The following is a 12,272-nucleotide window of genomic DNA, read 5'->3' on the forward strand; positions in this document are numbered from 1 at the left end:
GCGCCTACGCGCTCCCGACCCGTTGGCCGCACAGCACCCTGTTCCTCACCGGCTTCGCCGCCTTCACCACCGGCAACCTCGTCACCGCCTTCGACCCGCCCTTCGCCCCGGTCTGCGGCATGGCCCTGACCGCACGGGTGCCGGCCGCGCTCGGCGGCGCCGTGCCCGCACCACCGGAGCGCCGCGGCCGCGCCGTCGCGGCAGTGATGGCCGGCCCCAGCGCCGCGACCGGGCTGGGCACCCGAAAACCGTGGCGGCCCATCCTTTCGACCGCCGCGGCGTACCGGCGCTCGGCGTCCTGCGCGCGCCCGGCGAGGTGCGCCGCCGGGCGGGGCGCACGAAGCCTCCGCACCAGTTGCGCGTGCTGCCCGGCCGCGGTGACGTCCCTCACTGCGGCCGGGCGCGACGGAACGGATGAGAGCCGGTACGGCCGGCCACCGGTTGCCACCCCACCCGGCGCGGACCGGCGCCACGGCCCCGCCCAGCGGTATCCGGCAGCGCCAGCCCGGCCAGACGAACCGCTCACGACCGGCCAACGGCCCCGCCGCACACGCGCCAGCGGCGTCCGCCAACGGCGAGAGTCCACGCCCGGCGGGCCGGACCGTAGTGCGGGCGAGGATTCCGCTTGTGCCGGAGCCGACCTACGGTGCTACCCATGCGGTTCCTCCTCACCAGCGCTCGGCGCCTCGGGCTGCCCAGACGGGCCGTCTCCCAGATCCTGCTGACGCAGCTCGCCATCGCCGCCGGGGTCGCGGTGCTGGCCACCGGGCTGTTCCTGGCGCCGCTCAGCTCGCAGCTCGACGACCAGGCCATGCGCCGCGCCCTCGCGATCGCCCAGAGCGCGGCGGCCGACCCGGCGCTGGCCTCCGGCCTGCTGGACTCCGCCCCCGTCCCGGACAGCCCCGTACAGGCGGCCGCCGAGCGGATCCGCCGGGCCACCGGCGCCGAGTACGTGGTCGTCGTGGACCTGAACGGGATCCGCCGCTCCCACCCCAGCCCCGACCGCATCGGCAAGCCCGTCTCCACCGACCCCGGCGACGCCCTCGCGGGCCGCGACGTGATGGAGATCGACGAGGGCACCCTGGGCCGCTCGGCCCGCGGCAAGGTCCCGCTGCTGGCCGCCGACGGGGAGATAGTCGGCGCCGTTTCGGTCGGCATCGCCTACGACAGCGTCCGGGACCGGTTGGTCGGGGCCATCCCGGGCCTGCTCGCCTACGCGGGCGGTGCCCTGGCCGCCGGGGCCCTCGCCGCCTACCTGCTTTCGCGCAGGATCCAGCGGCAGACCCGCGACCTGGCCTTCTCCGACATCTCCGCCCTGCTGACCGAGCGGGAGGCGATGCTTCACTCCATCCGCGAAGGCGTGATCGCCCTCGACCGCGACGGACGGATCCGCCTGGTCAACGACGAAGCCGCCCGGCTGCTGGGCCTGCCGACACACTCCGCCGACGCGCTCGCGGGGCGCGCGCTGGACGACGTACTCGGCGCGGGCCGCACCACCGACGTCCTCTCGGGCCGCGTCACCGGCCGCGACCTGCTGACCGTCCAGGGCGCCCGGGTGCTGGTGGCCAACCGGATGCCCACCGAGGACGGCGGCGCCGTCGCCACCCTGCGCGACCGCACCGAGCTGGAGCACCTGGCCCGGGAGCTGGACTCCACCCGCGGCCTGATCGAGGCCCTGCGCGCACAGGACCACGAGCACGCCAACCGGCTCCACACCCTCCTCGGCCTGCTGGAGCTCGGCCTCCACGAGGAGGCGGCGGACTTCGTGACCGAGGTCGCCGGGGTGCACCGCAGCACTGCCGAGCAGGTCACCGAGAAGGTCCGCGACCCGCTGCTGGCCGCCCTGCTCGTGGGCAAGGGCGCGGTCGCCGCCGAGCGGGGCGTTTCCCTGCGCCTCGCCGACCGCACCTCGCTCCCGGACAGCCTCATCGATCCGGGCGGCCTCGTGACCATCACGGGCAACCTGGTCGACAACGCCCTGGACGCGGCCGCGGCCTCGGCGGCGCCGTGGGTCGAGGTCGAGCTGCGCGCCGAAGGGCGCTCGGCGCTGCTCCACGTCCGGGACAGCGGTCCCGGCATCCCCGCCGGCCGTGGCGAGGAGATCTTCACCGAGGGCTGGTCGACCAAGCAGCCCTCGGCCCACCGCGAACGCGGGCTGGGGCTCGCTCTGGTGCGCCGCCTGGCGGAGCGGCAGGGCGGCGCGGTCCGGGCCGGCGGGACAGCGGACGGAGGGGCGGAGTTCTCCGTCGTACTCCCGGAGGCCCTGCGATGAACGAGACCCCGATGCACGTATTGGTCGTCGACGACGACATGCGTGTTGCCCGGATCAACGCGGCGTACGTGGCGAAGGTTCCCGGCTTCCAGGTGTCCGCCGAAGTCCACTCGGCGGCCGAGGCCCTGGAGTTCCTCGATTCCCATCCGGTCGATCTGATCCTCCTGGACCACTACCTCCCCGACGAGAACGGCCTGGACCTGGTGCGCCGCCTGCGCCAGAACGGCCACCGCACCGACGTCATCATGGTCACCGCCGCCCGGGACCTGACCACCGTCCAGGCCGCCATGCGCCTCGGTGCCCTCCAGTACCTCGTCAAGCCGTTCACCTTCACCGGGCTCCGCACCCGGCTGGAGGCGTACCGGACCCTGCGGCACGCCCTGGAGGCCGGCGGCGAGGCCGAACAGGCGGAGGTGGACCGCCTCTTCGGGGCCCTGGCGGCCGCCGAGAGCCCCAACGACCTGCCGAAGGGCCACTCGCCGACCACCGCCGAACTGGTCCGCCAGGTCCTGCGCACCGCCGACGGGCCCCTGTCCACCCAGCAGATCGCCGACCGCGCGGGCATCAGCCGCCAGACCGCCCAGCGCTACCTCAAGCTGCTGGACCGCTCGGGGCGGGTCACGCTCGCCCTGCGCTACGGCGAAACCGGCCGCCCGGAGCACCGCTACAGCTGGCGCCCCCAGGACCGCGGCCCGGCGTAGGCCCTGTCCGGGCGCCGGAGAAGACCGCCCGGCCAGAGGCCGCCCCGCACCGGGCCCGCGTCACACCGCGACCCGTCACACCGCGACCCGTCACACCGCGCCCGCCCCGGTCAGCGACCGGACCTCCGTCTCCGCGTGCTTCGCCGCATCCGGAGCCTCCGCCGAGGTGAGCGTGCCGAGCCAGCCCGCGAGGAACCCCAGCGGGATCGACACGATCCCGGGGTTCTGGAGCGGGAAGTACTGGAAGTCCGCTCCCGGGAACAGGGAGTCCGCACTGCCGGAGACCACCGGGGACAGCACGACCAGCAGCACCGCCGGCACCAGCCCCCCGTACACCGACCAGACGGCCCCCCTCGTGGTGAACTCCCGCCAGAACAGCGAGTACAGCAGCACGGGCAGGTTCGCGGAGGCGGCCACCGCGAAGGCCAGCCCGACCAGGAACGCCACGTTCAGGTCCTGGGCCAGCAGGCCCAGGGCGATCGCCACCGCCCCGATCCCGACGGCCGCCACCTTGGCCACCGCCACCTCGCTGCGCTGCCGGCCGTGGCGGCGCTTGAGCGACGCGTACAGGTCGTGCGCGACGGACGCCGAAGACGCGAGGGTGATCCCGGCGACGACCGCGAGGATGGTCGCCAAGGCGATGGCGGCGACGAAGGCGAACAGCACCGCGCCCCCGGTCGAATCGATGCCCCCGCCTAGGAATCCCGCGAGCAGCGGGACCGCGGTGTTCCCCGAGGCGTTCGACGCCCGGACCTCGCCCGGCCCGAGCAGCGCGGCCGCTCCGAACCCGAGCACGATGGTCATCAGGTAGAAGCCGCCGATCAGCGCGATGGCCCAGACGACGGACCGGCGCGCCGCACGCGCCGTCGGCACGGTGTAGAAGCGGGACAGGATGTGCGGGAGGCCGGCCGTGCCCAGGACGAGGGCGAGGCCCAGGCTGATGAAGTCGAAGCGAGCCGTCCAGTCGGCCCCGTACTTGAGGCCCGGGCCCAGGAACCGGGCGCCGTGTCCGCTGCGCCCGGCTGCGGTGGTCAGCAGCTGATTGACGTCGCCGTGGAAGCGCAGCAGCACCAGTACGGTCAGGGTGACCGCGCCGCCCATCAGCAGTACGGCCTTGACGATCTGGATCCAGGTGGTGGCCCGCATGCCGCCGAACGACACGTAGACCACCATGAGCGCGCCGACGCCGATCACGATCAAGGTCTTGGCGGCGGTGCCCGAGCCGCCGATCAGCAGCCCGACCAGGCTGCCCGCGCCGACCATCTGCGCGACGAGGTACAGCACGCAGACCACGACCGAGGAAGTGCCGGCGGCGATCCGGACCGGCCGCTGGCTCATCCGGGCCGCGACCACGTCGGCCAGGGTGAACCGTCCGCAGTTGCGGACCAGTTCGGCGACCAGGAAGAGGACCACCAGCCACGCGACGAGGAACCCCACCGAGTACAGCATGCCGTCGTAGCCGAACAGCGCGATGAGGCCGGAGATGCCGAGGAAGGAGGCGGCGGACATGTAGTCGCCGGCGATGGCGAACCCGTTCTCCAGCGGGGAGAAGAGGCGCCCGCCGGCGTAGAACTCCTCCGCCGAGCCGCGCCGGTTGCGGCTCACCCACGTGGTGATGCCCAGGGTGATCGCGATGAAGACGCTGAACAGGACCAGCGCGAGGGCCTGGTGTTCGGTGCTCAACGCCCCTCCTCCCGGGCCCCGTTCCGCTGCCGGCCCCGTTCCTGCTCGAAGACGGTCCAGCGCAGGTCGAGCGCGGCCCGGTCCCGGCGCAGCCGCGCGTGCCGGGCGTAGGCCCAGGTCAGCAGGAAGGTGGTGAGGAACTGGCCCAGGCCCGCGAGCAGGGCCACGTTGACCGCGCCCACGACGGGCCGGGCCATCAGACCGGGCGCCGCGGTGGCGGCGATCACGTAGGCGACGTACCAGAAGAAGAAGCCGGCGGTCGCCGGGATGACGAACCTGCGGTAGCGGCTTCGCACTTCCCGGAAGGCCGCGCTGCGCTGCACTTCGAGGTAGATGTCGGACGCGCCGGGTGCGGGCCGGTCGCCGGCCATCGGGCCCGCGGTATCCGCCGCGGCGCCCTCTCCCCAGCCGACTGCCAGCGCGTCGTACCAGGGGTCGTCCAGCCGGATCGTTCCGGCATCACGACCTTCGTGCTTGTCCACCGAACTCTCCTTGTCCGCGACCGCATTGGCCGCGAGCCACAAGGATGGGGCAATGGGGGCTTTCCGGACGGCCTTACCGGCGCTCTTCACTCATTCAGGTGATGGGTGAGGAGTGAAGAGCGCCGGTGCCGGGATCCGCCCCGTGGAGTCGGCTCAGGCGTCGATGCGCGAACGGTCCAGGGTCGCGGCGGAGCCGGTGATGAACTCCTTGCGCGGGGCGACCTCGTTGCCCATGAGGAGGTCGAAGACCGACTCGGCGGAGTCCAGGTCGCCGATGTTGATCCGGCGCAGCGTCCGGTGGCGCGGGTCCATCGTGGTTTCCGCGAGCTGGTCGGCGTCCATCTCACCAAGGCCCTTGTAGCGCTGGATGGCGTCCTTGTACCGGATGTTCTTGCGCTGGTACTCCAGCAGCGTCTGGCGCAGCTCGTTGTCCGAGTAGGTGTAGACGTACTTGTCCTGGCCCTTCTTCGGCTGGACGAGTTCGATCCGGTGCAGCGGCGGCACGGCGGCGAAGACCCGGCCCGCCTCGACCATCGGCCGCATGTACCGCTGGAAGAGCGTGAGCAGCAGGCACCTGATGTGCGCGCCGTCCACGTCGGCGTCGACGAGCAGGACGATCTTGCCGTAGCGGGCGGCGTCGAGGTCGAAGGTCCGGCCCGATCCGGCTCCTATGACCTGGATGATCGCGCCGCACTCGGCGTTCTTGAGCATGTCCGAGACCGAGGACTTCTGGACGTTGAGGATCTTGCCGCGGATCGGCAGGAGAGCCTGGAACTCGGAGTTGCGGGCGAGCTTGGCCGTACCGAGGGCCGAGTCGCCCTCGACGATGAACAGCTCGCTGCGCTCGACGTCGTCGCTGCGGCAGTCGGCCAGCTTGGCGGGCAGCGAGGAGGACTCCAGCGCGGTCTTGCGGCGCTGGGCCTCCTTGTGCTGGCGGGCCGCGATGCGGGTCCGGGCGGCCGCGACGATCTTCTCCATGACGGCGCGGGCCTGCTGCTTGTCGTCGCGCTTGGTGGAGGTCAGGAAGGCCTTGAGTTCCCGGGCGACCACGGCGGCGACGATGCGGGTGGCCGCGGAGGTCCCGAGGACCTCCTTGGTCTGGCCTTCGAACTGCGGCTCGGCGAGGCGGACGGTGACGACCGCCGTCATGCCCTCCATCGCGTCGTCCTTGACCACGTCGTCCTCGGCGACGCGCAGCAGCTTCGCCGAGCGCAGCACCTCGTTGACGGTCTTGGCGACCGAACGCTCGAAGCCGGAGACGTGGGTGCCGCCCTTGGGCGTGGCGATGATGTTCACGAAGGACTTGACGTTGGTCTCGTACCCCGTGCCCCAGCGCAGGGCGATGTCCACGCCGAGCTCGCGCGTGACCTCGGTGGGGGTCATGTGACCGCGCTCGTCCAGGACGGGGACGGTCTCCTTGAAGGTCCCGGTGCCCGTCAGCCGCAGTACGTCGCAGACGGCCTTGTCCTGGGCGAGGTACTCGCAGAACTCGCTGATGCCCCCGTCGAAGCGGAAGACCTCCTCGGTCTTGCCGGCGCCGTCGATGGCCCGCTCGTCGCGGACGACCAGCGTCAGGCCGGGGACGAGGAAGGCCGTCTGGCGGGCGCGCTGGTAGAGCGTGTCCAGGTTGAGCCGGGCGTCCTTGAGGAAGATCTGCCGGTCGGCCCAGTAGCGGACCCGGGTGCCCGTCTTGCCCTTGGCGATCCGCTTGGTCTTGCGCAGGCCGTTGGCGGGGTCGAAGGGGCTGTCGGGGCCCTGCTCGGTGAACATTCCGGGCACGCCGCGGCGGAAGCTGATGGCATGCGTCGAGCTGCCGCGGTCGACCTCGACGTCGAGCCGGGCCGAGAGCGCGTTGACGACGGAGGCGCCGACGCCGTGCAGGCCGCCGGAGGCCGCGTAGGAGCCGCCGCCGAACTTGCCGCCGGCGTGCAGCTTGGTCATGACGACCTCGACGCCGGAGAGGCCGGTCTTGGGCTCGACGTCGACGGGGATGCCGCGGCCGTTGTCCCGGACCTCGACGGAGGAGTCCTCGTGGAGGATCACCTCGATGTGGTCGCAGTAGCCGCCCAGGGCCTCATCGACGGAATTGTCGATGATCTCCCACAGGCAGTGCATCAGGCCCCGGCTGTCGGTCGAGCCGATATACATGCCGGGGCGCTTGCGGACGGCCTCAAGACCTTCGAGGACGAGCAGGTGCCGCGCGGTGTAGTTGGAACCGTCCCGGTCTGCTCCGGACAGCAGCGCGCTGGAAGGCACGGACGTGTCGGCGGTCACGCAGTTCGCTCCTCGCTGAATTTCTTTTCTGGCCCGGTTGGGCGCAGGGGTGGCTCGGTCGCCCGTCAGAGGGTACCGAGGCCTGGTAGAGCCGATGCAACGCCACCCTCGTCGCTTCCCCAGCCTAGTGCAGATCCGCACGGTTGTTCGATCCCCCGTGGGGGTGACGCAAACATCACGTTCCCTTCCACGCATGAACCATTTAGGGTTCGGGCACGTCCTCATGAACAACCGGCGCTCATGCCGGCGAGGACGGAACTGCAACAAGCGAACGACTGACAACGCGAAACCGTAAAGCAACGCAATACGGCTCCTTCGCCGCCAACCGGCAACAGCCGGCCAGCTTCGGAAGGAAGTTTCGAAAGAAAGCCGCGAGCGGGAACGTTTTCGGCCTGGTTGGATGTTGACCCTGGTACGACAGCTCGTCGAGCTAGAGAAGAGGCGACGTGACTACTGTTCTGACACCCGCGACCCCGCTGACGGCCGCTGACCGATGCGACCGTTGCGGCGCCCAGGCATATCTGCGCGTCGTCCTGCTGAGCGGCGGTGAACTGCTCTTCTGCGCCCACCACGGGCGTAAGTTCGAGCCGGAACTCAAGAAGATCGCCGCGGAAATACAGGATGAGACCGAGCGGCTTACGTCCGCTCCGGCTGCCAATGCCGCCGACACCGAGGACCGCTGACACAGGCCTACCCTCGCATCCGACGAGCCAGGACCGGCCAGGCCGGTCGACGGGCGGCTCCCCCTGAGACCCAGGGGGAGCCGCCCGTCCTCATTTTTCCCGGCCCTCCGGTGCGCCGGGCCGGTGCGCAGGCTTCACGGCCCTTCGAGGGGGGGCTGAGCGGCGCGCTGAGGCCCTCGGGGAGCCCATCACGGGCTGCTGCCGCTCGGACGGCTGCACGGCCCTCTCCGAGCTGCTCACGAACCCGGCCATCGCGGAGATCCGCGTGTACACCCCCGGGCTGTCGGCGCGCCCGCAGCCCCTCCCCCAGGACACCAGGCCGATGAGCCGCCCCCGCGCGACGAGCGGGCCGCCGCTGTCGCCCTGACACGCGTCCTTGCCGCCCTCCTGCTCGCCCGCGCACACCATGGACTCCGGCAGGTACTGCCCGTCCGAGTCGCCCGGGTACGCCTTGGCGCAGACCTCGTCCGACAGCACCGTGACACGTGCGGCGCGCAGCCCGTAGGCGTAGTCGCCGAAACCGCTCGTGTCGCCCCACCCGTACACCGCCGCCTGGGTGCCCGGCTCGTACGCCGGATGCCCGGTGCCGGCCACGGGGAGGACGGAGTGGGCCGGGACCGCTTCGGCGAGTTCCAGCACCGCGATGTCCCCCGAGTTGCTCTTGGGGTCGTACTCCGGGTTCACCCGGGCCGAGCGCACCGCGATCTCGCGCCCGTCGGTCGCCCGCAGCTCCGTACGCCCCGTGATCACCCGCAGGTCGGGCACCCCCTCGACGGGGCCGCCCAGCACCTGCCGCCCGAGGCAGTGGGCCGCGGTGACCACCCGGTCCGGGGCGATGAGGACGCCGCCGCAGAACTGGCCGCCCCGCGTACCCCCGAACCGGTCACGGCTGGCCAGGGCCACGACCCACGGACTGTCGGCGACCTTCACCGGCTGGCCGCCGATCACCACGCCGTCCGCGACCGCCCGGGGCAGCTGGGCCGGATGCGCCGCGGCCGCTCCCGCCACCAGCGTCAGCACGCCCGCCAGGGCACGGGCAAAGAAACGACGCATGAGGCCTCCTGACTCCAGGTGTGCATGACTCCACCCAGAGTGGGATGCCCGGTGGCCGTGCGCACCCGCGCGGCCACCGGCGCCGCCCTGCCGCCGCCCGTGAGGGGCAGGTCGGTCGGGCAGGTCAGTCGAGGTAGTCGCGCAGGACCTGCGAACGGGACGGGTGGCGCAGCTTCGACATGGTCTTGGACTCGATCTGGCGGATCCGCTCGCGGGTGACGCCGTAGACCTTGCCGATCTCGTCCAGCGTCTTGGGCTGCCCGTCGGTCAGGCCGAAGCGCATCGACACCACGCCCGCCTCGCGCTCGCTGAGCGTGTCCAGCACCGAGTGCAGCTGTTCCTGCAGGAGCGTGAAGCTGACGGCGTCGGCCGGGACCACGGCCTCGGAGTCCTCGATCAGGTCGCCGAACTCGCTGTCGCCGTCCTCGCCGAGCGGGGTGTGCAGGGAGATCGGCTCACGGCCGTACTTCTGGACCTCGATGACCTTCTCCGGGGTCATGTCGAGTTCCTTGGCCAGTTCCTCCGGGGTGGGCTCGCGGCCCAGGTCCTGGAGCATCTGGCGCTGCACACGGGCCAGCTTGTTGATCACTTCGACCATGTGCACGGGGATGCGGATGGTGCGGGCCTGGTCGGCCATGGCGCGGGTGATCGCCTGCCGGATCCACCAGGTCGCGTACGTGGAGAACTTGTAGCCCTTGGTGTAGTCGAACTTCTCCACGGCACGGATCAGGCCCAGGTTCCCCTCCTGGATCAGGTCCAGGAAGAGCATGCCACGGCCGGTGTAGCGCTTGGCGAGCGAGACCACGAGGCGGAGGTTGGCCTCCAGCAGGTGGTTCTTGGCGCGGCGGCCGTCCTCCGCGATGATCTCCAGCTCGCGCTTGAGCTTGGGCGCCAGCTTGTCCGAGTTCGCCAGCTTGTCCTCGGCGAAGAGGCCTGCCTCGATCCGCTTGGCGAGCTCGACCTCCTGCTCGGCGTTGAGGAGGGGAACCTTGCCGATCTGCTTGAGGTAGTCCTTGACGGGGTCGGCGGTGGCGCCGGCCACGGCGACCTGCTGCGCGGGGGCGTCGTCCTCGTCGTCCGAGATGACGAAGCCCTTGTTCTCCCCGCCGTCTTCTTCCTCCTCGGACTCGGCCTTGGCGACAGGCCCCTCTTCCGGGGTCTCCTCGTCGGTCTCGTCCGCGTCCTTCTTGGCCGCCGTCTTCTTCGCCGCCGTCTTCTTGGCGGTCGCCTTCTTGGCGGGCGCGGTCTTCTTGGCCGCCGCCTTCTTCGCCGCGGTCTTCTTCGCGACGGGTTCGGTTCCGAGCTCCTCCGCGAGGGCGTCGGCGATGTCCGGCTCCGCCGTCTGCGTCTCCGGTGCCGCGGGCTCGGCGGCCGGTGCGGCCTCCGTCTTCGCCGCTACGGTCTTGGTCGCCGTCCGCTTGGCCGGGCTCTTCGCTGCGACGCTCTTGCGGGGGGTGCGCTTGGGCGACTCCGCGGCACTGACCATCAGCGTCACACCCTCTTCCTCGAGGATCTGGTTGAGGCTGCGCAGAACATTCTTCCACTGGGTCGCAGGAATCTGGTCAGCCTCGAAGGCCCGACGCACGTCATCGCCGGCGATCTGCCCCTCGGCCTTGCCCCGCTCGATGAGCGCCATCACAGACTCGGAATCGGCGATCTCCGGCGGGAGCGTACGGGATGTGCTGGCCGACACGAACAACCTCTCGGAACGATGGGAACGGCTTCCGACCCCGGCCTGGTGGTGCTGGACCGTGGCCGACGACCACCGACTGGGGATGGGCCGGGGGCGCGGGCAGGGGCCGGGGAGCTGCACAGCACCCGCAAGGGCTGCTGTCTTCCCTCCGTCGGCCATCACCTCTTGAGTCATCGCGTGACGTCGCGGAGCGTTACGCCCAATCTTCGTGGTCCGAGTCACACCGCTTTCCGGCAATGCCGGTCATACGGTCATGAGCATGCTTCGTGGGGCGCCGCGCGAGTCACTTCGCGTGGCTGCGGCGGCCACCCACACGGGTGTCGCCGGGCCCGCTTCGGACCCGGCGACACTTGGTGGAACGCGCGCGGTGGAACGCGTGTGGCGACGCCCGCGCGGTGAACCCTGGCGCGGCGAACGCCCGCGCCGCGCCGCGTCGGCCTCTCAGTGCTCGCGCGGGGCCGGGACCACGCGCTCGACCTCCGGGTGCACGGTGAGCAGCTGACGCATGGCGTTCTCGGCGCCCGTCGCGTCCCCGGCCGCGAGTGCCTCGACCATGCGGGCGTGGTGCGCCACGCAGGTCTCGCTGGGGCGGTCGCAGGCAGTGACCGGGCTGCCGGAGACCTGGAGGGCGGCGGAGACGATGCCGGAGAGGTGCTCCAGCATGCGGTTGCCCGCGACCTGGATCAGCAGCGCGTGGAACTCGTTGTCGGCGCGCGCGAAGGTGATCGCGTCGCCCTGGCCGAGGGCGTGGCCCATGATCTCGACCATGTCGGCCAGCCGCTGCTGGATGTCGGGGCGGCCGTGGCCGGCGGCGAGGCGGGCGGCCAGCGGTTCGATGGTCCAGCGGAGTTCGCCCAGCTCGCGGCGCTGGTCGTCGCGCTGCGGGCCGAAGGCCCGCCACTCGATGATGTCGGCGTCGAGCAGGTTCCAGTCGGCGACCGGGCGGACTCGGGTCCCCACGTTCGGGCGGGCGCTGACGAGGCCCTTGGCCTCCAGGACGCGCAGCGACTCGCGGACGACCGTCCGCGAGACCTCGAAGCGCTGGCCGATCTCCTCGGGGACCAGGGGGCGGTCCGCACCGAGGTCGCCGGAGACGATCATCTGACCGAGCTGCTGGACGAGTTGGCCGTGCAGTCCACGGCCCCGACTGCCTGCCGCGCGGCGGCCTACACGGCTCAACTCCACGTCGGCGCCGTCCCAGTGGGGTGGCCCGACCCGGTCGGACCCGGGGGTCTCCGCGAAGGGGTAGCGGTCGAGTTCGCCCGGGCCGGCGAGACCGGAGTCGGTGTGGCGGGCGGCGGTCATCATGGTGTGCGCAAGGGTACTCACGAATCCTTTGTCGGCTGCGCCTCGATCGCCCTTGAGGTCTTTGGTGAAAAGCACACGAAAGGGTGATCGGCGCCACTTACTCAATTGACGACTTATCGTAAA

Annotated in this window: 9 protein-coding genes; 3 read left to right on the forward strand and 6 right to left on the reverse strand. The window is 71.4% G+C overall.

Annotated features, from left to right (window positions below; translation table 11 throughout):
• Positions 1-655: 655 nt before the first annotated feature.
• Complete coding sequence (locus tag IE207_RS23140) at positions 656-2,272, forward strand: ATP-binding protein (RefSeq protein WP_190186194.1); 1,617 nt, start codon at positions 656-658, stop codon at positions 2,270-2,272.
• Positions 2,269-2,973, forward strand: coding sequence for a DUF7342 family protein (locus tag IE207_RS23145; protein WP_190186195.1), 705 nt, complete (start codon positions 2,269-2,271; stop codon positions 2,971-2,973). Before IE207_RS23140 ends, IE207_RS23145 begins: the two co-directional genes overlap by 4 nt.
• Before the next feature lie 90 nt (positions 2,974-3,063).
• Here IE207_RS23145 and IE207_RS23150 read toward each other — a convergent pair whose 3' ends face one another.
• The 3 genes from IE207_RS23150 to IE207_RS23160 all read right to left on the reverse strand — a co-directional run bounded on the left by IE207_RS23150 (position 3,064) and on the right by IE207_RS23160 (position 7,412).
• Complete coding sequence (locus IE207_RS23150; protein ID WP_190186196.1) at positions 3,064-4,656, reverse strand: monocarboxylic acid transporter; 1,593 nt, start codon at positions 4,654-4,656, stop codon at positions 3,064-3,066.
• Entirely contained in the window at positions 4,653-5,138 is a 486-nt protein-coding gene (locus IE207_RS23155; RefSeq protein WP_190186197.1) for a DUF485 domain-containing protein, read from the reverse strand. The genes IE207_RS23150 and IE207_RS23155 overlap by 4 nt, the downstream gene beginning before the upstream one ends.
• Before the next feature lie 153 nt (positions 5,139-5,291).
• The gene (locus IE207_RS23160; protein ID WP_190186198.1) at positions 5,292-7,412 is read right to left on the reverse strand and encodes a DNA gyrase/topoisomerase IV subunit B; all 2,121 of its coding nucleotides are present in this window, start codon (positions 7,410-7,412) and stop codon (positions 5,292-5,294) included.
• 446 nt (positions 7,413-7,858) lie between these two features.
• On the opposite strand from IE207_RS23160, the gene IE207_RS23165 reads away from it, so the two are divergent.
• Positions 7,859-8,095, forward strand: a complete 237-nt coding sequence (locus IE207_RS23165) for a DUF7455 domain-containing protein (protein WP_030239625.1) — start codon at positions 7,859-7,861, stop codon at positions 8,093-8,095.
• Between the two features lie 90 nt (positions 8,096-8,185).
• Here the strand turns inward: IE207_RS23165 and IE207_RS23170 are convergent, their stop codons facing one another.
• From IE207_RS23170 to IE207_RS23180, 3 genes are all read right to left on the reverse strand, one after another.
• Positions 8,186-9,148 (reverse strand): S1 family peptidase, encoded by a 963-nt coding sequence (locus IE207_RS23170; protein WP_190186199.1) that lies wholly within the window; start codon positions 9,146-9,148, stop codon positions 8,186-8,188.
• Between the two features lie 124 nt (positions 9,149-9,272).
• Positions 9,273-10,847, reverse strand: a complete 1,575-nt coding sequence (locus IE207_RS23175; RefSeq protein ID WP_190186200.1) for an RNA polymerase sigma factor — start codon at positions 10,845-10,847, stop codon at positions 9,273-9,275.
• A gap of 435 nt (positions 10,848-11,282) precedes the next feature.
• On the reverse strand, positions 11,283-12,170 hold the full coding sequence (locus IE207_RS23180) for a FadR/GntR family transcriptional regulator (protein ID WP_190186201.1): 888 nt from the start codon (positions 12,168-12,170) through the stop codon (positions 11,283-11,285).
• Positions 12,171-12,272: the final 102 nt, after the last annotated feature.

Source organism: Streptomyces cirratus, assembly GCF_014650775.1.
GTDB classification, from domain to species: domain Bacteria; phylum Actinomycetota; class Actinomycetes; order Streptomycetales; family Streptomycetaceae; genus Streptomyces; species Streptomyces cirratus.